At 70.0% G+C, this 19,607-nt stretch carries 18 protein-coding genes; 11 read left to right on the forward strand and 7 right to left on the reverse strand.

Annotation, left to right across the window (positions count from 1 at the left end; translation table 11 throughout):
* Positions 1-74: 74 nt before the first annotated feature.
* Positions 75-782 (reverse strand): glutathione S-transferase family protein, encoded by a 708-nt coding sequence (locus tag M3M27_RS02770; RefSeq protein ID WP_434027083.1) that lies wholly within the window; start codon positions 780-782, stop codon positions 75-77.
* Between the two features lie 129 nt (positions 783-911).
* Here M3M27_RS02770 and M3M27_RS02775 point away from each other — a divergent pair, with 129 nt between their 5' ends.
* The 3 genes from M3M27_RS02775 to M3M27_RS02785 all read left to right on the forward strand — a co-directional run bounded on the left by M3M27_RS02775 (position 912) and on the right by M3M27_RS02785 (position 4,141).
* Positions 912-1,805: a LysR substrate-binding domain-containing protein gene (locus M3M27_RS02775; RefSeq protein WP_434027084.1), complete on the forward strand. Its 894-nt coding sequence runs from the start codon at positions 912-914 to the stop codon at positions 1,803-1,805.
* 68 nt (positions 1,806-1,873) lie between these two features.
* Entirely contained in the window at positions 1,874-3,241 is a 1,368-nt protein-coding gene (locus M3M27_RS02780; RefSeq protein WP_434027085.1) for an amidohydrolase family protein, read from the forward strand.
* A gap of 234 nt (positions 3,242-3,475) precedes the next feature.
* Positions 3,476-4,141, forward strand: a complete 666-nt coding sequence (locus M3M27_RS02785; RefSeq protein WP_140725901.1) for a glycoside hydrolase family 11 protein — start codon at positions 3,476-3,478, stop codon at positions 4,139-4,141.
* Between the two features lie 42 nt (positions 4,142-4,183).
* Here the strand turns inward: M3M27_RS02785 and M3M27_RS02790 are convergent, their stop codons facing one another.
* Both M3M27_RS02790 and M3M27_RS02795 read right to left on the reverse strand, forming a co-directional pair.
* On the reverse strand, positions 4,184-4,948 hold the full coding sequence (locus M3M27_RS02790; RefSeq protein WP_434027086.1) for a lysozyme inhibitor LprI family protein: 765 nt from the start codon (positions 4,946-4,948) through the stop codon (positions 4,184-4,186).
* Between the two features lie 181 nt (positions 4,949-5,129).
* Complete coding sequence (locus M3M27_RS02795) at positions 5,130-5,528, reverse strand: YciI family protein (RefSeq protein ID WP_140725907.1); 399 nt, start codon at positions 5,526-5,528, stop codon at positions 5,130-5,132.
* 290 nt (positions 5,529-5,818) lie between these two features.
* Between M3M27_RS02795 and M3M27_RS02800 the strand changes: the two genes are divergently transcribed.
* The 3 genes from M3M27_RS02800 to M3M27_RS02810 are packed head-to-tail and all read left to right on the forward strand — an operon-like array spanning position 5,819 to position 7,975.
* Positions 5,819-6,268 carry an SRPBCC family protein gene (locus M3M27_RS02800; protein WP_434027087.1) on the forward strand — a complete coding sequence of 150 codons (450 nt, stop codon included), beginning with the start codon at positions 5,819-5,821 and terminating at the stop codon, positions 6,266-6,268.
* 40 nt (positions 6,269-6,308) lie between these two features.
* Positions 6,309-6,665, forward strand: coding sequence for a DUF1428 domain-containing protein (locus M3M27_RS02805; protein ID WP_434027088.1), 357 nt, complete (start codon positions 6,309-6,311; stop codon positions 6,663-6,665).
* A gap of 44 nt (positions 6,666-6,709) precedes the next feature.
* Entirely contained in the window at positions 6,710-7,975 is a 1,266-nt protein-coding gene (locus M3M27_RS02810; protein WP_434027089.1) for an RNA polymerase sigma factor, read from the forward strand.
* Between the two features lie 27 nt (positions 7,976-8,002).
* On the opposite strand, the gene M3M27_RS02815 is transcribed toward M3M27_RS02810, so the two are convergent.
* Both M3M27_RS02815 and M3M27_RS02820 read right to left on the reverse strand, forming a co-directional pair.
* Positions 8,003-9,025: an LLM class flavin-dependent oxidoreductase gene (locus M3M27_RS02815; RefSeq protein WP_434027090.1), complete on the reverse strand. Its 1,023-nt coding sequence runs from the start codon at positions 9,023-9,025 to the stop codon at positions 8,003-8,005.
* A gap of 134 nt (positions 9,026-9,159) precedes the next feature.
* Positions 9,160-9,375 carry a hypothetical protein gene (locus tag M3M27_RS02820; protein WP_434027091.1) on the reverse strand — a complete coding sequence of 72 codons (216 nt, stop codon included), beginning with the start codon at positions 9,373-9,375 and terminating at the stop codon, positions 9,160-9,162.
* Positions 9,376-9,547: 172 nt separating this feature from the next.
* Here M3M27_RS02820 and M3M27_RS02825 point away from each other — a divergent pair, with 172 nt between their 5' ends.
* Positions 9,548-10,711 carry a zinc-dependent alcohol dehydrogenase gene (locus tag M3M27_RS02825; RefSeq protein ID WP_140725924.1) on the forward strand — a complete coding sequence of 388 codons (1,164 nt, stop codon included), beginning with the start codon at positions 9,548-9,550 and terminating at the stop codon, positions 10,709-10,711.
* A gap of 37 nt (positions 10,712-10,748) precedes the next feature.
* Here the strand turns inward: M3M27_RS02825 and M3M27_RS02830 are convergent, their stop codons facing one another.
* Complete coding sequence (locus M3M27_RS02830) at positions 10,749-11,708, reverse strand: arabinan endo-1,5-alpha-L-arabinosidase (protein WP_434027092.1); 960 nt, start codon at positions 11,706-11,708, stop codon at positions 10,749-10,751.
* Between the two features lie 388 nt (positions 11,709-12,096).
* Here M3M27_RS02830 and M3M27_RS02835 point away from each other — a divergent pair, with 388 nt between their 5' ends.
* The gene (locus M3M27_RS02835; protein ID WP_140726206.1) at positions 12,097-12,408 is read left to right on the forward strand and encodes a DUF3817 domain-containing protein; all 312 of its coding nucleotides are present in this window, start codon (positions 12,097-12,099) and stop codon (positions 12,406-12,408) included.
* Positions 12,409-12,423: 15 nt separating this feature from the next.
* Here the strand turns inward: M3M27_RS02835 and M3M27_RS02840 are convergent, their stop codons facing one another.
* The gene (locus M3M27_RS02840) at positions 12,424-13,545 is read right to left on the reverse strand and encodes a DUF1615 domain-containing protein (protein WP_434027093.1); all 1,122 of its coding nucleotides are present in this window, start codon (positions 13,543-13,545) and stop codon (positions 12,424-12,426) included.
* A gap of 214 nt (positions 13,546-13,759) precedes the next feature.
* On the opposite strand from M3M27_RS02840, the gene M3M27_RS02845 reads away from it, so the two are divergent.
* The 3 genes from M3M27_RS02845 to M3M27_RS02855 are packed head-to-tail and all read left to right on the forward strand — an operon-like array spanning position 13,760 to position 19,536.
* Positions 13,760-14,971, forward strand: coding sequence for an efflux RND transporter periplasmic adaptor subunit (locus tag M3M27_RS02845; RefSeq protein WP_434027094.1), 1,212 nt, complete (start codon positions 13,760-13,762; stop codon positions 14,969-14,971).
* Positions 14,972-14,983: 12 nt separating this feature from the next.
* A complete protein-coding gene (locus M3M27_RS02850) occupies positions 14,984-18,115 on the forward strand; it encodes a multidrug efflux RND transporter permease subunit (RefSeq protein ID WP_434027942.1) in 3,132 nt (1,043 codons plus the stop codon).
* On the forward strand, positions 18,112-19,536 hold the full coding sequence (locus M3M27_RS02855) for an efflux transporter outer membrane subunit (RefSeq protein WP_434027095.1): 1,425 nt from the start codon (positions 18,112-18,114) through the stop codon (positions 19,534-19,536). Before M3M27_RS02850 ends, M3M27_RS02855 begins: the two co-directional genes overlap by 4 nt.
* The last annotated feature ends 71 nt before the right edge of the window (positions 19,537-19,607 follow it).

Here is a 19,607-nt window from a genome sequence, read left to right on the forward strand (position 1 = left end):
GAGGGCACGTGGCTTGGCCACGTCCTCGGCCTGGCGGATATGCGATCGATCGGCACGAACCTGGCCGCGGCCTTTCAGGCAGCGACCGGCTCCCGGTCGAGCGCCGCGTCGAGGGGCACCTCGCCGAGGAAGCCTCCAGTGCTCGTGGCCGGGCGCTGGTCCTCGATCGCGTGTGCGAACGCTACGGCCGGATCCGCCTCGAGCTTGTCGTACAGCCGCTGCAGGTTGGGGAACTCGCGGCGGTCGATGGCCTGGTGGTACTCGTTCCAGCGGGCGATGCCGATGAAGTAGGCATCCGCCAGGGTGCGCTGCTGGCCGAGCAGCCACGGGCGGTCCCCAAGCATCGCCGACAGGTCGGCGTGGGCCTTGCGCACGCGGCTGCGGCCGAACTCGACCAGCACCTGCTTCTCCATGCCCTCGCTCCCGTGCTCGAGCGCATGCCAGAGCGGGACGTAGGCGCCGAAGAACGTGGTGTTGAGGAAGGCCAGCGCCTGGTTGAGGCGGTCGAAATCGCGCGTGCCCTGGGCGAAGCCCAGCCCCTGGTCCACACCGCGCGCGCCGATGTGGTTGAGGATCGCCATGCTTTCGCTGAGGAAGTCGCCGCCGGCGGTGCGCAAGGTGGGCGTCTCGCCGACGGGATTGATGCGGCGATAGGCTTCGGCGGTCACCATTTCGGGCATTTCGATGCGGCACAGCCGGTACGGCTGGCCCAGCCATTCCAATGCCACGATGGAACCGAAGGAACAGCCCGAGGGCACGCCGTAGAACAGGATCGGGGTCATCACGAAACTCCTTTGGGGTTGGACGAAGGCGGTCATGCCGCCTGTCCGAAAGCGTAGGTGTGTGGACCTTGGGCGTGTAGCTGGCAGAATCTGGACTCATCGTCCACATGCAGAGACTTTGGAGGTGGGGTGCTCAACCTCAACGACCTGACCTATTTCGTCGTCGCCGTCGAGCAGGGCGGCTTTGCGGCGGCCTCGCGGCGGCTGGGGCTGCCCAAGTCGACGATCAGCAAGCGCGTGGCGATGCTCGAGGAGGAACTGGGGACGCGCCTGATCCACCGGACCTCGCGCGCGTTCACGCTGACCGAGCTGGGACGCGATTTCTACGAGCACGCGCGCGGTGCGCTCATCGAAGCGGAGGCGGCGGAAGCGGTGGTGCGGCGACGGCAGGCCGAGCCCAGCGGCACGGTGCGCATCACCGCCTCGGTACCGGTCGCGCAGCTCTACCTGGCGCAATGCCTTCCCGCGCTCGCGCTGAAGTTCCCGCGGCTGCAGCTCGACCTCGACGTGAGCGACCGTTTCGCCGACCTGGCGCAGGAAGGCGTGGACCTGGCGATACGCAGCCACTTCGCGCCGCTGCCGGACTCGGCGCTGGTGCAGCGCCGCCTGATGGTGGAAGCGGTCATCCTGGTGGCAGCGCCGGCCTACCTGGACCTGCACGCCACCCCGGCTTACCCCGGGGAGCTGGACCGGCATCGGGCGCTGTTCTCCAGCGGCACGACGGTGGCCTGGGATCTCGCGCACGCTTCGGGAGCGCACGCGCAGGCCCGGCCGCAGGCGGCCATGGTCGCCAACGAATCGTCGCTGCTGTTCGCGGCGGCGGCCGCCGGCCTGGGCATCGCCTGCCTGCCGGAACGGATGTGCAGGGCGTACATCGCCTCCGGGCAGCTCGCGCACGTGCTGCCGGAGTGGACCGCCGGCCAGGTGACGACCACGCTGGTCATGCAGCACCGGCGCGGCTTGCTTCCCGGGGTGCGGGCCGCGGCCGATTTCCTGGTGGAGTATTTCCACGCGCTGCCCTGATGCGCCGCGGGACGAGGACGTGGCGCCCGCCGGCGATAATGGCCATCCGAACGGGGAGAGGAAACCGGATGCGAAATCTTCTGCGGGCATGGCTGTGCGCGGGCGCGCTGGCCTGGAGCGGAGGCGCGCTGGCGCAGGCGCCGGCGGTTCCGCCGAAGGACGTCACCGCCTTCGTGCGCGTCAACGTGTTGCCGATGGATCGCGAGCGCGTGCTGGCCGGGCAGACCGTGCTGGTGGAGGACGGCGTCGTCACCGCGCTCGGGCGCAAGGTGAAGGTGCCCGAAGGCGCGCGGGTGATCGACGGCCACGGCCGGGCGTGGCTGCTGCCGGGGCTGGCGGACATGCACAACCACCTGGACAGCCGCCAGGACATGGCGGTGCTGCTGGGCCTGGGCATCACCACCACGTTGAACATGGGCGAGGCGCGCAACAGCTTCGTCGGGCGCACGCGGCTGGCGATCGCCAACGGCGAGCTGGCCGGGCCGCGCGCGTTCGTGGCCCTGGCCGTGGACGGTTCGCCGCGCTACGGGCACCTGGTGGTGCGCGACGCGGGCGACGCGCAGGCGGTGGTCCGCATCGCGCAGGCCAACGGCTACGACTTCCTGAAGGTCTACAACAATCTTTCGGCGGAAGCGTTCCAGGCGCTGATGGCCGCGGCGAAGAGCGCCGGGCTGCCGGTGGTCGGGCACGGCGTCAGCGCGGTGGGCCTGCGCAAGCAGATCGAGGCCGGGCAGGCGATGGTGGCCCACGCCGAGGAGCTGTTCTACACCTATTTCCCGCAGCCGCCGGAGCACGATCCGAACGCGGCGCCGGATCCGGCGGAAATCCCCGGTGCGATCGCGATGCTGCGCCGCCATGGCACGCCGGTGGTCGCAGACCTGGTGACCTACCAGACCATCGCCGAGCAATGGGGCCGGCCGGACATCGTCGAAGCCTACCTGCGCCGGCCCGAGGCACGCTGGTTGCCGCCGCAATACCGGGTGTCCTGGCCTGCGCAGGGCTATGCGCGCCGCAGCGGCAGCCTGGCCGGCCGGGTCGCGTTCCTGCAGCGGCTGGTGCGCGAGATGCAGCAGGCCGGCATTCCCTTGCTGTCCGGCACCGATGCGCAGGACATCCCGGGGCTGGTGGGCGGCTTCTCCCTGCATGCCAACCTGCGCGCGCTGGAATCGGCCGGCCTGAGCCGCTACCAGGCCCTGGCCACCGCGACGCGCGTGCCTGGCGAATTCGTCCAGCGCCACCATCCCGCCACGCGCCGCTTCGGCGTGGTGGCGCAAGGCGCGCGCGCCGACCTGCTGCTGGTACCGGCCAATCCGCTGGACGACCTTGCGGTGCTGATGCAGCCGCAGGGCGTGATGGCGGATGGCCGCTGGTATCCGGCCGATGTACTGAAGGCGCGGATGGACGAGGTGGCCGAGAGCTATCGCCTGGCGCGGTGACGCGCGAAGGCGACGCGCGGCGGAGCGGAGGTCGCCCGGCGTCCGCGGGCATGCGCATTGCGCCGCAGTAGCGCTGTCATCGCCGCGCCCGCGCGGACGCTGTTGACGGCCCAGACCGCATCGTGTCTGTTTATCGCGGCGGCCACGCCGCCCATCCGACGCCGATGTTCTCGGCGAATCCCACGCAACGACCGATCAATGGAGGAGGGATCCATGAAGTTCGCGGCACTGAAAATGATAGCGCTAACGCGGCTGCTGCCGGCCGCCGTCCTCGCGCTGGGCGCGAGCGCCGGCGCGAACGCGCAGCAGGTCTGCAACAACCAGACCGGCACGCACAACGGCTACTTCTATTCGTTCTGGAAGGACGGAGGTTCGGCCTGCGTCACGCTGGGCAACGACGGCAACTACAGCACCACCTACAATCTCGGCGGCAACTACAACCTGGTGACCGGCAAGGGCTGGGCCACCGGCAGCAGCACGCGCCGCGTGGGCTACAACGCCGGCGTGTTCAATCCCGGTTCCAACAGCTACCTCACCCTCTACGGGTGGACCACCAATCCGCTGATCGAGTACTACGTGGTGGACAACTGGGGCGGCTTCACGCCCCCGGGCGGCGGTACCTTCATGGGCACCGTCAACAGCGACGGCGGCACCTACAACGTCTACCGCACGCAACGCGTCAACGCGCCGTCGATCATCGGCAACGCGACCTTCTACCAGTACTGGAGCGTGCGCACGTCCAAGCGCCCGACCGGCACCAACAACACGATCACCTTCGCCAACCACGTCAATGCGTGGGCCAGCTTCGGCATGAACCTGGGCACCCACAACTACCAGATCATGGCGACCGAGGGCTTTGGCGCCAACGGCAGTTCCAACGTCACGGTGTGGCAGCAGTAGGCGGTCTCACGGGAGGCCGGGCCGTTGCCGGCCTCCCGGTCCTCATTCCGGATCGTCGCGGTAGGGGATGTCCAGTTCGCGGGCGAGCAGGGCGAACTGGGCCAGGCGCCGTTCGATGAAGCGCAGCCGGCATCGCAGGAAATCCTCTTCCCAGGAAGGCTCGTCCGGCGCGCGGGCACCGCAGTTGGCATCGGTGACCTTGAGCCATTGCCGCTGTTCCGCGCGCACGCGGGCGATGTCGGCGTCGCGATCGCCCAGCTGGCCGACGATGGCCTGGTAGTCCTCGTTGAGCAGTCCGTCCTGCAGGGCGAACAGGCGCCGCAGGGGATGATGGACGTCCAGCGTCCCCGCCTGCCAGGCCACGGCCTCGGAACGTCCGGCTTCGCCGCCGTTGTGGTAGCCGAAATTCTCGACGTCCACGTGCACCCGGGTGACCGGCTCGTTCGCGAAGGGAGTGCGGTAGACGAGCAGCACGTAGCTGTCGGCCACGCCGCTGTAGAGGATCCTGCTGCCTTGCGGGGCGATGTCCCGGCCGTTCTCGTCGATCGCGAAGCCGAAGCAGCCGCGCCGGCTCTGGTTGGCATCCTGGCCCGCGCCGCCGTCCCGGCAAGCCTGCGGCGGCGGCATCCAGCCGTCCGCGCCCGGTTCGGCCGGGTCGGGGGAGGCCTCGTCATGGATGTGCAGCAGGAGCGCGGCCTTGTCGCCCTGGCGCGCCTGGTCGAGCACCACCACCGAGAGCGTGCTTTCCGCATGGGCGCTGGCCGAGGCGGCGAGCAGGGCGAAGAGGAAGAATTTCGATGCGGGCATGGCGTCCTTGCTGCCGGGACACGAGAGGTTCGTCGGACGGAGTTCCTCCACGGAACGCCGTGGCCGGAATCATAGCCTCGCGCGGTGGCGCGCCGCATGTCGTGGCGGCTCGATGCCGCCACCAGTCGCGCCGGCTGCCGGAATGCGGCAACGGCGCTCGCCGCCGCGTCCCTGCTGCCTGTCAATCGACGACGGCAGCGACCGTCCTGGCGCCGACGCGACGGCGTTCGGCGCCCATGTCGGACAGCGGCCGCACCTCGATGCTGCCGTAGCGGATCCAGGGGAACTCGTGGGCGATGCGGACCGCCTCGTCCATGTCCGCGGCTTCGATCAGGTTGAACCCGGCCAGGAATTCCTTGGTCTCGGCGAAGGGGCCGTCCAGCACGGCGCTGCGGCCGCCGCGCACGCGCACGGTGCGGGCAACGGCCGGCGGCTCCAGCTTCTGGTAGGCCAGCAAGGTGCCCTGGGCGCGCAGTTCCTCGGCATGGTCCAGGCAGCCGCGCATCAAGGTGTCGTATTCGGCGGCGGGCAGGGCGGCGAGCAGTTCGGGGTCGGGATAGACCAGCAGCAGGAATTGCATGATGGGCCGGGGGAATGCGGGTGGGCGGACATCCTCGCACAGGGGACGGTTGCAGGATGGTGCGGTGCGGCGAAAAAATTTTCGCCGCGCTTGTCGATTCCGGCCTTGCCCGTTCGTCGTATTGGATGAAGAGGGCCTTCCGCCCGCCAGAAAACGTCCGCGCGAACGTCGCGCCGATGCGGCAACCGACAACCCAAGGAGACGACGATGAACCCGATGTCCCGCCTGATGTTCCAGGGGCGATGCCCCGAGACGAAGCCGTCCCCGGCCGGTGGCCAGGGAGGTGCGGCATGAGCGGCACCGTTCGCCTGCACCGGGTGCTGCCCGCACCGGCGGAGCGGATCTACCGGGCCTTCCTCGACCCCGACGCGATGGCCAAGTGGCTGCCGCCGCACGGCTTCACCGGCAAGGTCCACGAGATCGACGCCCGGGTCGGCGGCCGCTACCGGATGTCGTTCACCAACTTCGGCACCGGGACCACGCATTCCTTCGGGGGCGAGTACCTGGAGCTGGTGCCCGGCCAGCGCATCGTCCATACCGATGCGTTCGACGATACGGGCCTGCCCGGCACGATGCGGACCACGATCGAGTTCAGGCCGGTACCGGTCGGCACCGAGCTGAACATCGTGCAGGAAGGCATCCCGGACGCGATCCCGGTCGAGGCCTGCTACCTGGGCTGGCAGGAGTCGCTGCAACTGCTCGCGCAGCTGGTGGTGCCGGAGATTCCCGACGACGCCTGACCCGCGCCATCGGCCAATTGAACCTGTGAGGAGAACCGCAATGAGCTACGTGGACGGATTCGTGGTACCGGTACCGGCGGCGAAGCTGGACGAGTACAAGAAGCTGGCGCGGCTGGCCAAGAAGGTCTGGCTGGAGCATGGCGCGCTGGGGTACATGGAAAGCGTGGCCGACGATGCGCCGGTCGGGAAGCTGACTTCCTTCCCCAGGTCGGTCAAGTTGAAGGACGACGAGGTGGTGGTGTTCTCGTACATCCTCTACAAGTCGCGCGCGCACCGCGACAAGGTCAACAAGCTGGCGATGGCCGACAAGCGCCTGGCCGGGATGGACATGAAAAGCATGCCGTTCGACGGCAAGCGCATGATCTGGGGCGGGTTCAAGGTATTCGTGCAGGCGTGAGCCCGGCTTGCATCCGCCGCGGCGCGGTGCTGTGATCCGCGCCGATGACACGATCCGATCTCCGCACCACCCTCGACACCCTGTGGCGCATGGAAGCGCCGAAGCTGGTCGCACGCCTGGCGCGGATCAGCGGCGACGTCGGCCTGGCCGAGGAACTCGCCCAGGAGGCCTTCGCCACCGCGCTGGAACGGTGGCCGCAGGACGGGGTCCCGGACAATCCCGCGGCATGGTTGATGACGGCGGCGAAGAACCGCGCCATCGACCAGGTGCGCCAGCGCAGGTTGCATGCGAGCAAGCACGCCGAGCTGGCGCTCGAACTGGAAGGCGAGTCATCCATGCGCGACGATCCCGCCAGCGATGCAGGGCTGGAAGACGACATCGGCGACGACCTGCTGCGGCTGGTGTTCGTGACCTGCCATCCGGTGCTGCCCGCCGAGGCGCGCGTGGCGCTGGCCCTGCGCCTGTTGTGCGGGTTGAGCACGCAGGAGATCGCGCGGGCCTTCCTGCAGGCCGAACCGACCATCGCCCAGCGCATCGTGCGGGCCAAGAAGACCTTGGCGCAGAAGCAGGTGCCGTTCGAGGTGCCGCGCAAGGACCAGCTCGAGGAACGCCTGGATTCCGTGCTGGAAGTCGTCTACCTGGTGTTCAACGAAGGCTATTCGGCCAGCGCCGGCGAGGACTGGATGCGGCCGGCGCTGTGCGAGGAGGCCTTGCGGCTGGGGCGCGTGCTGGCCGGGTTGATGCCGGGCGAACCGGAGGTGTGGGGGCTGCTGGCCTTGATGGAACTGCAGGCCTCGCGCAGCCGCGCCCGCAACGACGGCCAGGGCGGCATCGTGCTGCTCGACGCGCAGGACCGCGCGCGCTGGGACAGGCTGCAGATCGCGCGCGGGCTGCAGGCGCTGCAACGCGCGCAGCGGCTGGGCGGCGGCGACGGTTTCTACGTGCTGCAGGCGGCGATCGCGGCCTGCCATGCGCAGGCGCTGCAGGCCGCGGATACCGACTGGTCGCGCATCGCCGCGCTGTATGCGCGCCTGGCCGCGACCGCGCCCTCGCCGGTGGTCGAGCTCAATCGTGCCGTGGCGGTCAGCCGCGCCGACGGCGCCGCCACCGCGTTGCCGTTGGTCGAGGCACTGCTGGAGGATCCGCGGGTGCGGGACTATCCGCAGCTGCCGGCGCTGCATGGCGACCTGCTGGAAAAACTCGGCCGCCATGCCGAGGCCAGGGCGGCGTTCGAGCGCGCCGCGGGGTTGACCGGCAATGCGCGCGAGCGCGAGCACATGCAGGCGCGGGCGCGCGGCTGCGGCGGGTGACGGCAGGACGCCCGCGGCCGCCGCGGGTCAGCGCCAGCCCAGGCCCGGCGCGACGTGGACCAGGATGGACTCGATGACGTGCGCGCAGTAGTCCACGCCGAGTTGGTTGGGCACGGTCAACAGCAAGGTGTCCGCTTCGGCGATGGCCTCGTCCTTGGCGAGCTGCTCGATCAGCATGTCGGGCTCGGCGGCATAGTTGCGGCCGAAGATCGCGCGCGTATTGCCTTCGAGGTAGCCGATCTGGTCCCGCTCCTGGCCGCCCTGGCCGAAGTAGAGCCGGTCCTGGTCGTCGACCAGCGCGAAGATGCTGCGGCTGACCGACACGCGCGGGGTGCCGCCGTGGCCGGCCTGCTTCCAGGCCTCGCGATAGGCGCGGATCTGCTCAGCCTGCTGGATGTGGAAGGGGCGGCCGTCCTCGTCGTTCTTGAGCGTCGAGCTCTGCAGGTGCATGCCCAGCTTCGCGGCCCAGACCGCGGTCGCGTTGGAACCCGCGCCCCACCAGATGCGATCGCGCAGGCCCGGCGAATGCGGCTCGAGCCGGAGCAGGCCCGGCGGATTGGGGAACATCGGCTGCGGGTTGGGCTCGGCGAAGCCCTCGCCTTCCAGCGCCTGCAGCAGCACTTCGGCGTGGCGCCGCGCCATGTCGGCGTCGCTCTCGCCTTCGGCCGGCACGTAGCCGAAGTAGCGCCAGCCCTCGATCACCTGTTCGGGCGAGCCGCGGCTGATGCCCAGCTGCAGGCGTCCTCCCGAGATCAGGTCGGCCGCGCCGGCGTCCTCGGCCATGTACAGCGGGTTCTCGTAGCGCATGTCGATCACCGCCGTGCCGATCTCGATGCGCCGGGTCTTCGCGCCGATCGCCGCGAGCAGCGGGAACGGCGAGCCCAGCTGGCGCGCGAAGTGGTGCACCCGGAAGAACGCGCCGTCGGCGCCGAGCGCCTCGGCGGCCACGGCCAGTTCGATGGATTGCAGCAGGGCGTCGGAGGCCGAGCGCGTCTGCGACTGCTGCGACGGCGCCCAATGGCCGAAGGAAAGGAATCCGATCTTCTTCATGCGTGGCCCTGGCGGCGCCGGCTGGCGTTGGATGCCGCGATTGTAGGGCGGGCACGGAGAGGTGGCCGTTTCCCGGGCCGCCGGAACGGATTCCGAATGCCCGGCGGCCGCGTGCCGCGCCGCCGGGACGCGCCCTAGGCCTCCTCGCCGAAGCCGCGGCTCGACTGCGCCGCCGGTGCGGCCACGGCCGGGCCGGGCGCGCCCCCGGCCAGCGCGTCGCCGTGGGGCGGCGTGGTTTCGCGCCGGTCGACGCTGGCCGGCGCGGGCTGCGCTCCGGCCTGGCGCCGCTGCCAGGCCTTGTAGGCGAACACGCCGGCGGCGCCCACGGCCGCCCATTTGAGGATGCTCATCGCGGTACTCCTTCGTCGGTCCGGACCGGCACCGTAGGACGCGGCGGGTTAGCCGCGCGTGCGGCGCGCATCAACGCGCCGTGGGAATGCACATGCCCGCCACATTTCCTGGCGACGGCATTAACGCGGGCGCATGGACAGTGGACGTCCCTTCCCCCGCCAGGAGTCGCGCATGCTGGCCCTGAACTACCACGGCGCCCGGGACGTCCGGGTCGAACGCGTCCCCGACCCCGTCCTGGTCGACGCCGACGACATCATCCTGCGCGTGACCGCCACCGCGATCTGCGGCTCGGACCTGCACCTGTACCACGGCAAGATCCCGGCGCTGAAGCAGGGCGACATCCTGGGCCACGAATTCATGGGCATCGTCGAGGAGACCGGGCCGGCGGTCACCCGCGTGCGCCGCGGCGACCGCGTGGTCGTCCCGTTCGTGATCGCGTGCGGGCAATGCTTCCACTGCCTGCTGCAGGAATACTCGGCCTGCGAGACCACCAACCCGGACCGGGGCGCCACGCTCAACCGCAAGGGCCTGCGCCCGCCGGCCGCGCTGTTCGGCTACAGCCACCTGTATGGCGGCGTTTCCGGCGGGCAGGCCGAGTTCGTGCGCGTGCCCAAGGCCAACGTCGGGCCGCTGGCGATACCGGACGCGCTGCCCGACGAACAGGTGCTGTTCCTGTCGGACATCCTGCCGACCGGCTACCAGGCGGTCGTGGATGCCGGGGTCGGGCCCCGTTCCAGCGTGGCCATCTACGGCGCCGGCCCGGTCGGCCTGATGGCCGCGGCGTGCTGCCGCATGCTGGGCGCGGGCCGCATCTTCATGGTGGATCGCCATGCCTACCGCCTGGAGTACGCAGTGCAGGCCTACGACGCGATCCCGATCGACGCCGGCCAGGTCGACGACCCGGCCGACATCATCGTCGCGGAAACCGACGGGCGCGGCGTGGACGCGGCGATCGATGCGGTGGGTTTCGAGGCCGAGGGCAGCGCCATCGAGACCGCGATGACCACGCTGAAGCTCGAAGGCAGCAGCGGCGTGGTGCTGCGCCAGTGCATCGCCGCGGTTCGACGCGGGGGCACGGTGAGCGTGCCGGGCGTGTACGCCGGCTTCATCCATGCCTTCATGTTCGGCGACGCCTTCGACAAGGGCGTGACCTTCAAGATGGGGCAGACCCACGTGCAAAGGCACATGGCCCACCTGCTGGAGCGCATTGGCGACGGCGAGCTCAACCCGGCCTCGATCATCACCCATCGCCTGCCGCTGTCCGAAGCCGCGCGCGGCTACGAGATCTTCGACCGCAAGGAAGAGGACTGCCGCAAGGTGGTGCTGGTGCCGTAGCGGAGCCGGTCGCGCCGGCTCCGCCATGGCCATGCTGCTACTGCACCACCGGCCAGCCGCTGCCGTCGTAGCCGAGCCGGTTGATGCCCAGCCGCTCGGTGCCGGCGTCGTCGTAGTAGTGGTAGACGAGGATGTCGCCGTCGGCATCGGCGATCACCGACTGCCCGCCCGGCCCGTGCATGCTGCCCTGGCTGGAATGGATCACGGTGCCGCCGCCGGAACGCATGTCCACGCCGGACCTGTCCAGGTACGGGCCGGTGATCTGGCTCGCCCGGCCGACCGCGATCTTGTACGTGCTGGACGCGCCCTGGCAGCAGGCATCGAAGGAGACGAACAGGTAGTACCAGCCGTTGGCGCGATGGATGAACGGCGCTTCCACCGCGCCGGGGCTCGGGCGCGAGGCCAGGCTGTAGCGGGTGGTGTTGCCGGCGAGCTGCTTGCCGGTGGACGGATCGATCTGGATCAGCTTGATGCCGGTCCAGTAGGAACCGAACGCCAGCCACCAGCGGTTGGATGCGTCCACGACGAGGTTGCCGTCGATGGCGTTGAAGTCGTTGCTGGTGGTGGAGCTGTAGACGATGCCCTGGTCGGTCCAGGAGCCCGGCGCGCCGGTGCTGCTGGTGGCCAGCGCGATCGCCGACTTGTTCGAGCCGAAGCTGGAGGCGGTGTAGTACATCAGGTACTTGCCGCCGCGGTAGGACACGTCCGGCGCCCAGATGTCGCCGTCGCTGTTGTAGTTGTAGACCCAGCCGGGAATGCTGGAGAACGCCGCGCCGGCGTTGCTGAAGGCGGTGCGGTCGGTGCTGGTGAGGGTGACGTTGTGCGAGCCGTAGACGTAGTAGCGGCCATCGCCGCGCTTGATCATCGAGGGATCGTGGACGCGGGTCTCGCCGGTGACCACGCCCGGTCCGACCGCGAAGGCGGTGCCCGGGCCGAGCAGCAGTGCGGCCAGCCAGGCCAGCCTCAGGCGATGCTTGCTTGTAGCGCGTGTTGCCATTGGTTTCCTCCCATGTAGGTCCCGGTCGGGACGTGTCGTGCTTCGTGCGGGCGCGCGCCGGGCCGCCCGGCGGGAACGCGCGTGGCGTCGCCGGGTGTTCGATCGGCTGGATGGAACGGGGGGATGCCATCCGCACCGCGGTGCGGTCCGTCCGCGGCATTCCCCCGACGGCCCCGCGCCGCGAGGCGCATATCACGCTCTAACGGCGCGGCCTGACCCCGACCGCGGTCGCACTTCGCAAGAAACGCCGCGAGGGATGCCTTAATGGTTATCGCGCACGCGTTCCATGCGGCCTTGTATGATGCGGACCGCCAGCGGGCGTCGCCGCCGCCATCGCGTCGCGGCACTCTTCCTTCCCGTTCGGAGTCCTCGCGTGTCTTCCCAACCGTTGTCGCCGGTCGGCCGGCTGTTCGCCGTGGCCGCGTTCCTCGAAGCCTTGACCTGGGCAGGCCTGCTGGCCGGCATGTGGCTCAAGTACGGCCTGCAGACCACCGAGCTGGGCGTATGGCTGTTCGGCCGCCTGCACGGCGCGGCGTTCCTGTTCTACGTCGCGGCCAGCCTGGTGGCCGCGGTGCGGCTGCGCTGGCCGTGGTGGGCATGGGTGCTGGGCCTGCTCGCGGCGCTGCCGCCGCTGGTTACGGTGCCGGTGGAAATGGGCTTCCGGCGCGCCGGCTTGCTCGGGCGCGCGCCCGCGCGCTGAGCCCCGCCGGCGCCGTCACTTCGCCATGCAGCGTTTCCAGCGCTCGTCCACGCGCCCGGCGAACCAGGCCGTGGTGAGATTGCGGGTGATCTTGGGGCTCTCCAGCCTGATGCCCGGGAGCACCGCACGTGGCAAGGCGCGTCCGGCATCGCGTTCGGCCAGCGCGAACACCTGCCGGTAGAGGTCGGTGCGCTCGAAATCGAGCGTGTCGCCTTGCGCGAGCGCCTGGCGGATGGCGCGGTCGTCCAGGCCGAGCACGCCGCCGAGGCTGCGTGCGGCGCGCTCGGTCGCCCCGGGGGCATCCAGCGCGGCGCCGGGCACCAGCAGGTCCCCGTCGAGGGCGAGCGCGATGCCGCTGGCCTTCGACAACGCCGCCTGGAACGCCGCATTGCGGCTGGCATACCAGCCGGCGTTGAAATCGGCGAAGCGATAGCGCGGCGCATCGTAGCGGGCGGGATAGCCGAGCAGGTGGCGCGTGCCGAACCACACGCCGCCGCGCCGCGTGAAGACCTCGTTCCGGATCGAGCCGGACGGCGTGTAGGGATAGCCGTCGTCGTGGGCTTCGGCGAAGGCGATGCTCACCTGCATCGGCCCAGCGGTATGCACCGGGTTGAGGCGGCCGAACAGGGTCTTGCCGAGCGGCACGCTGCCGATGAAATCCTCGAAGACGTCGCTGAGTTCCTTCTCGGTGCGCGCCCTGGCGATGCGGTCGCGATAGGACACGCCGTCCGGCGACTTGAGCTTCAGTGCGGTGTCCACCACGAACGCCGGCACGTGGCGGGCGCCCGCGCGCCGGACGATCTCCTCGTGCGCGATCCTGCCCAGGTTCGGCACCGGCGGGTTGGCCTGGTAGGTGGATTCCTGCTCGATCACGGCCAGCACCGCGCAGATGTTCTCGGCGCTGGTCTCGAGCCGCTGCGAGGCCAGCGCCACGTAGACGTCGTTCGCCCAGCCGCTGCGATCGCCGATGCCGGCCGGGATGCGCCGCGCGATGTCCGCCTTGACGTCGGCGGGCGTGCGCTCCGGCATGCGGGGGGCGGAGGTCGCGCAGGCGCCGAGCAGCAGCGCGAGGCCGGACGGAAGCAGCCAGCGGGCGCGGGCGCCGGTGCGGATGGCGGTGGACGGGCATGTAGGCATGCGCCATCAATACCGCGCCCGCGCGACGGCAACAAGCCGAGCCCCGGCATCGGTGGCGTGGCCGGGACGGGGGCACGCGACGATACGCCGGCTATGGGCTCCGACAAATTTCCGACCTTCCGTAGCCGGCGCTGACTGAGCGGCGGCGGCGGGATATGGGCTGCGATTTTTTTCGGCTAGTGTCTGCGCGGCCTGTTTTCACGCCCCCCCCACCATGTCCAATCCAGGTTCCGCGTCGCGGCACGCGTGCTGCGTCTGTTTGCTGTTGCTGTTGTTCGCCGGCGGCTGTTCCTCGCCCAAGCAGGTCGCCCCGGGACCGGTGCGGGTCGGCACGATCACGCTGGCGGCGCGATCGATGCCGGTGGAGCGCACGCTGTCGGGCCGCACGGTCGCCTACGAGATCTCGGAAGTCCGTCCGCAAGTGGGCGGGGTGCTGCGCAAGCGGCTGTTCGAGGAAGGCCAGGAGGTGCAGCAGGGCCAGCCGCTATACGAGATCGACCCGGCGCCGTACCAGGCGGCCTACGACACGGCCAGGGGCCAGCTCGCGCAGGCCGAGGCCGCGGTGATCTCCGCGCGGCCCAAGGCCGAGCGCTATCGCACGCTGGTAGGCCAGGACGCGGCGAGCAAGCAGGACGCCGACGATGCGGAATCGGCGCTCAAGCAGGCCGAGGCCGCGGTGGTGGCGGCGCGCGCGGCGGTACGGTCCGCGCGCATCAACCTGGACTACACGCGCATCGTCGCGCCGATCGCCGGCCACATCGGCACCTCGGCGTTCACCGCCGGCGCGCTGGTCACCGCCGAGCAGGACGCGGCGCTCACCACCATCCAGCGCCTGGACCCGATCTACCTCGACGTGAGCCAGACCAGCGCGCAGGCGCTGGCGCTGCGCAAGGCGCTGGCCTCGGGCCGGATCAAGGCGGTGGACGGCAAGGCGCAGCTGCGCGTGCAGCTGGAGGACGGCACGCCCTACGACCATCCGGGCACGCTGGAGTTCGTCGGCACCTCGGTGGATGCCGGCACAGGCAACCTCACGCTGCGCGCGGTGATCCCCAATCCCGAGCACCTGCTGATGCCGGGCATGTACCTGCGCGCGGTGCTGCCGGTGGCGGTGGACGAGGCGGCGATCCTGGTGCCGCAGCAGGCGGTCACGCGCGATTCCAAGGGCCAGCCGCGGGTGCAGGTGGTGGGCGCGGACGACAAGGTCGTCGAGCGCCGCATCCGCACCGGCGACGTGGTCGGCCACGACTGGGTGGTGACCGCCGGGCTGAAGCCCGGCGAACGGGTCGTGGTGCTCAACGGCAGCGGCCTGGAAGTCGGGCAGAAGGTGCAGCCGTACCCCGTCTCGGAGGCGCAGCTGGCGACGCCGGCCTTGAGCAGCGCCGCGGACGGCGACGACGCCGGCGACGCCGGCGACCAGGCGAACTGAGGACCTGCCATGCTGTCTCGGTTCTTCGTCCACCGCCCGATCTTCGCCTGGGTGATCGCGATCGTGATCGTGCTGATGGGCACGCTCGCGATCTGGGTGCTGCCGGTGGAGCGCTATCCCGACATCGCCCCGCCCACGATCACGGTGCGCGCGACCTATACCGGCGCCTCGGCCGAGACGGTGGAGGACTCGGTCACCCAGGTGATCGAGCAGTCCCAGCAAAGCCTGGACCACCTGCTGTACATGACCTCCACCAGCGCGTCCGACGGTTCCTCGCAGGTCAACCTGGTGTTCAAGACCGGCACCGACCCGGACACCGCGCAGGTGCAGGTGCAGAACCAGTTGCAGGCGGCGATGGCCACGCTGCCGCAATCGGTGCAGCAGAACGGCCTGACCATCACCAAGTCCAGCGGCTCGGTGTTCGAGGTGATCGCCTTCACCTCCGACGACGGCAGCATGGACAACTTCGACGTCGCCAACTACATGGAGTCCAACATCGACGACCAGATCAGCCGGGTCAGCGGTGTCGGCAACATCCAGCCGATGGGCTCGGAGTACGCGATGCGCATCTGGCTGGACCCGGAGAAGATGCGCAAGTTCGGGCTGATGCCCTCGGACGTGGAGACGGCGCTGCAGGCGCAGAACGCCGACGTGTCCGCCGGCGAACTGGGCGGGCAGCCGGCGGTGCGCGGCCAGCGCCTCGACGCCACCGTCACCGCGCGCAGCCGCCTGCAGACGCCGGAGCAGTTCGGCCGCGTGGTGCTCAAGAGCGACGCCGGCGGCGCCTCGGTGCACCTGTCCGATGTCGCCCGGATCGGGCTGGGGCCGGAGACCTACGACAGCATCACCAACTTCAACGGCAAGCCTTCGGCCTCGCTGGGCATCGAGCTGAACTCCGGCGCCAACGCGGTGGCGGTATCCACCGCGATCGACGCGCGCCTGCGCGAGCTGCGCCAGTACTGGCCGCACGGGTTCGACTACCACGTCGCCTTCAGCACCACGCCGTTCGTGAAGGTGTCGATCAAGGAAGTGGCGATCACCCTGCTCGAGGCGATCGCGCTGGTGGTGGCGGTGATGTACCTGTTCCTGCAGAACTGGCGCGCCACGCTGATCCCGACCATCGCGGTGCCGGTGGTGCTGATGGGCACGTTCGGCGTGCTGGCGGCGTTCGGCTATTCGATCAACACGCTGTCGATGTTCGCGATGGTGCTGGCGATCGGCCTGCTGGTGGACGATGCGATCGTGGTGGTGGAGAACGTCGAGCGCGTGATGGGCCAGGAGGGACTGGATCCCAGGCAGGCCACGCTGCGGTCGATGGAGCAGATCTCCGGCGCGCTGGTCGGCATCGTGATGGTGCTGACCGCGGTATTCGTGCCGATGGCGTTCTTCGACGGCGTGACCGGCGTGATCTACCGCCAGTTCTCGGTGACGATCGCCGCCTCGATGATCCTGTCGGTGCTGGTGGCGATGACGATCACCCCGGCACTGTGCGCGACCATGCTCAAGCCGATCCACAAGGGCGATTCCCCCGCGGGATCGAGCGGTTGGGTGGCGTGGTTCTTCGTCTGGTTCAACCGCCGCTTCTACCACCTGTCCAACCGCTACCGCGGCCTGGTGGAGCGGGTGCTGGGCCGGCGCGCGCTGGGCATGGCGGCGTACGCGGCGATCGTGGTGGCCACCGCGTTGCTGATGATGCGCCTGCCGGAGGCGTTCCTGCCCGACGAGGACCAGGGCATGCTCAACGCGCTGATCAAGCTGCCGGCCGGCGCGACCCTGGAGCAGACCGCCGCGGTGACCGACCGGCTGACCCGGGCGGCCCTGAAGGACCCGGGCGTGGCGTCGATCCTCACTTCGGCCGGCTTCAGCGTGACCGGCAGCGGCCAGAACGTGGGCATGGCCTACATCCGCCTGAAGGACTGGGACGAGCGCAAGGACGATGCCGAGACCATCGCCGCGCACCTCACCCGGGCGCTGGCCGACGTCCCGGACGCGCGCATCTTCATCACCTCGCCGCCGGCGATCACCGGCCTCGGCGACGGCAACGGTTTCACCTTCGAGCTGCAGGACTACGGCGGCGCCGGCCACGTGGCGCTGGCGGCCGCGCGCGACAGGCTGCTCAAGCTGGCGGCGCAGGACCCGCGGCTGGCCAACGTGCGCTATGCCAGCCTCGAGGACGCGCCGGTGTACGCGCTCAGGATCGACGACGACAAGGCCAAGGCGCAGGGCGTCGATCCGGGCGACATCAACGACACGCTCAACATCGCGCTGGGCGGCGATTTCGTCAACAACTTCATCTACAAGGGCCGCATCAAGAAGGTCTACGTGCAGGGCACGGCCGGCGCGCGCATGGCGCCGGAGGACCTGGAGCGCTGGACCGTGCGCAACGGCAACGGCGACATGGTGCCGCTGCCGTCGCTCGCGTCCGCGAAATGGTCGAGCGCGCCGGCGGCGCTGGAGCGCTACGACGGCGTGTCGGCGATGGAGATCACCGGCCAGGCGGCGCCGGGCGTCAGCTCGGGCGCGGCGATGGACGAGATGGCCAAGCTGAGCGCGCAGTTGCCGCACGGCTTCGGCTACTCGTGGTCGGACATGGCCTACCAGGAACAAATGTCGGGCCACCAGGCGCCGATGCTGTACGCGATCTCGCTGCTGTTCGTGTTCCTGTGCCTGGCGGCGCTGTACGAGAGCTGGTCGGTGCCGTTCGCGGTGATGCTGGCGGTGCCGGTCGGCGTGTTCGGCTCGGCGCTGCTGATGAACCTGCGCGGGTTGAGCAACGACGTGTACTTCCAGGTCGGCCTGTTGACCACGGTCGGCCTGGCGGCCAAGAACGGCGTGCTGATCGTGGAGTTCGCGCGCGAGCTGGAACAGCGCGGCGAGGGCGTGATGGAGGCGATCCTGCATGCGGCGCAGCTGCGGCTGCGGCCGATCCTGATGACCTCGCTGGCGTTCCTGCTCGGCGTGTTCCCGCTGCTGGTCGGCAGCGGCGCCGGCTCGGCCGCGCATCATTCGCTCGGCACCGCGGTGACCGGCGGCACGCTGGCCTCGATCACGCTGGGCATCTTCTTCGTGCCGCTGTTCTACGTGGCGGTGCGCAGGCTGTTCCCGCGCCAGCCGGCCGTGGCTGGGCAGGAGGTGCAGGCATGAGCAGGCGATGGAACGCGCGCCGCGCGCTGGCGGCGGCGAGCCTGGCGGCGTTGGCCGGCTGCACGATGATGCCGCACTACGTGCGGCCGCAAGCGCCGGTGCCGGCCAGCCTGGGCGCCGACGCCAACACGGCCCAGGCCACGCCGGTGCTGATGCCGGACTGGCCGCAGGTATTCCTCGATCCCAAGCTGCGCCAGGTGATCGACCTGGCACTGGCCAACAACCGCGACCTGCGCGTGGCGATGCTCGATATCGACAAGGCGCGCGCGCAATTCCGCATCCAGCGCGCCGCCTTGCTGCCGTCGGTGGATGCCAGCGCCAGCCTCGATCGCGAGCGCGTCGCGCGCCAGGACGTGAACGCCGGGCAATCGCCGGTGGACACCGACCACAACCTGCAAGTGGGCCTGAGCAGCTGGGAACTGGACCTGTTCGGCCGGTTGCGCAGCCTGAAGAAGGAAGCGCTGGAGAACTGGCTGTCCACCGCCGAGACGCAGCGCAGCGTGCGCCTGAGCCTGGTCGGCGAAGTCGCCGCCGACTGGCTGGCCGTCGCCGCCGACCAGCAGCTGCTGGAGCTGGCCCGGCAGACGGCGGCGAGTCGCGAGCAGACGCTCGAGCGCATCGCCCGCCGGCACGACCAGGGCCTCGCTTCGGGCCTGGACCTGGCGCAGGCGCAAGGCGACGTGGAGGCGGCGCGGGTGGACGCGGCGCGCTATGCCACGCAACTGGCGCAGGCCAGGGACGCGCTGCAGCTGGTGGCCGGTGCGCCGGTGAGCGACGCGTTGATGCCGGATGCCGGTGCGATGGAACAGGGCGTGGTGCTGGCGCCGCTGCCGGCACGACTGGACTCGAGCGTGCTGCTGCAACGACCGGACGTACTGTCCGCCGAGCATGCGTTGATGGCGGCCAACGCCGATATCGGCGCGGCACGCGCGGCGTTCTTCCCGACCTTGGCGCTGACCGCCTCCACCGGCCGCAGCAGCGATGCGCTGTCGTCGCTGTTCGCCGCCGGTTCGCGCACGTGGTCGTTCGTGCCGAGCATCACCCTGCCGATCTTCCACGCCGGTGCGCTGAAGGCGTCGCTGGACGTCTCGAAGATAAGCAAGGACATCGCGGTGGCGCAGTACGAGAAGGCGATCCAGGCCGCGTTCGCGGAGACGGCGGATGCGCTGGCCGAGCGGGACCACCTGGGGGAGCAGATGGCCGCGCAGCAGGCGCGGGTGGATGCGGCGCAACGCACCTACACGTTGGCGGATGCGCGCTATCGGGCGGGAACGGACGATTTCCTGCAGGTGCTGGATGCGCAGCGGTCGTTGTATTCGGCGCGGCAGGATCTGATTTCGCTGCGACTGGAGGATGCGGGCAATCGGGTGACGTTGTACAAGGTGTTGGGGGGTGGGGCGGATGCGCAGGCGGATGAGTGAGGGGCTTGGTTTTGCGGCATGGGTGTGCCCGCCATCCGTCGGATCTCCGCTAACCCACTACCGTCATCCCC

The organism is Xanthomonas boreopolis (assembly GCF_046529185.1).
Taxonomy (GTDB): Bacteria; Pseudomonadota; Gammaproteobacteria; order Xanthomonadales; family Xanthomonadaceae; genus Pseudomonas_S; species Pseudomonas_S boreopolis.

What these genes read in the sequence shown, in the direction of transcription:
- M3M27_RS02770 (WP_434027083.1), bottom strand. Translation starts at nt 782, where the DNA reads ATGACCCCGATCCTGTTCTACGGCGTGCCCTCGGGCTGTTCCTTCGGT.
- M3M27_RS02780 (WP_434027085.1), top strand. Translation starts at nt 1,874, where the DNA reads ATGCGAAATCTTCTGCGGGCATGGCTGTGCGCGGGCGCGCTGGCCTGG.
- M3M27_RS02785 (WP_140725901.1), top strand. Translation starts at nt 3,476, where the DNA reads ATGATAGCGCTAACGCGGCTGCTGCCGGCCGCCGTCCTCGCGCTGGGC.
- M3M27_RS02790 (WP_434027086.1), bottom strand. Translation starts at nt 4,948, where the DNA reads ATGCCCGCATCGAAATTCTTCCTCTTCGCCCTGCTCGCCGCCTCGGCC.
- M3M27_RS02795 (WP_140725907.1), bottom strand. Translation starts at nt 5,528, where the DNA reads ATGCAATTCCTGCTGCTGGTCTATCCCGACCCCGAACTGCTCGCCGCC.
- M3M27_RS02800 (WP_434027087.1), top strand. Translation starts at nt 5,819, where the DNA reads ATGAGCGGCACCGTTCGCCTGCACCGGGTGCTGCCCGCACCGGCGGAG.
- M3M27_RS02805 (WP_434027088.1), top strand. Translation starts at nt 6,309, where the DNA reads ATGAGCTACGTGGACGGATTCGTGGTACCGGTACCGGCGGCGAAGCTG.
- M3M27_RS02810 (WP_434027089.1), top strand. Translation starts at nt 6,710, where the DNA reads ATGACACGATCCGATCTCCGCACCACCCTCGACACCCTGTGGCGCATG.
- M3M27_RS02815 (WP_434027090.1), bottom strand. Translation starts at nt 9,025, where the DNA reads ATGAAGAAGATCGGATTCCTTTCCTTCGGCCATTGGGCGCCGTCGCAG.
- M3M27_RS02820 (WP_434027091.1), bottom strand. Translation starts at nt 9,375, where the DNA reads ATGAGCATCCTCAAATGGGCGGCCGTGGGCGCCGCCGGCGTGTTCGCC.
- M3M27_RS02825 (WP_140725924.1), top strand. Translation starts at nt 9,548, where the DNA reads ATGCTGGCCCTGAACTACCACGGCGCCCGGGACGTCCGGGTCGAACGC.
- M3M27_RS02830 (WP_434027092.1), bottom strand. Translation starts at nt 11,708, where the DNA reads ATGGCAACACGCGCTACAAGCAAGCATCGCCTGAGGCTGGCCTGGCTG.
- M3M27_RS02840 (WP_434027093.1), bottom strand. Translation starts at nt 13,545, where the DNA reads ATGCCTACATGCCCGTCCACCGCCATCCGCACCGGCGCCCGCGCCCGC.
- M3M27_RS02845 (WP_434027094.1), top strand. Translation starts at nt 13,760, where the DNA reads ATGTCCAATCCAGGTTCCGCGTCGCGGCACGCGTGCTGCGTCTGTTTG.
- M3M27_RS02855 (WP_434027095.1), top strand. Translation starts at nt 18,112, where the DNA reads ATGAGCAGGCGATGGAACGCGCGCCGCGCGCTGGCGGCGGCGAGCCTG.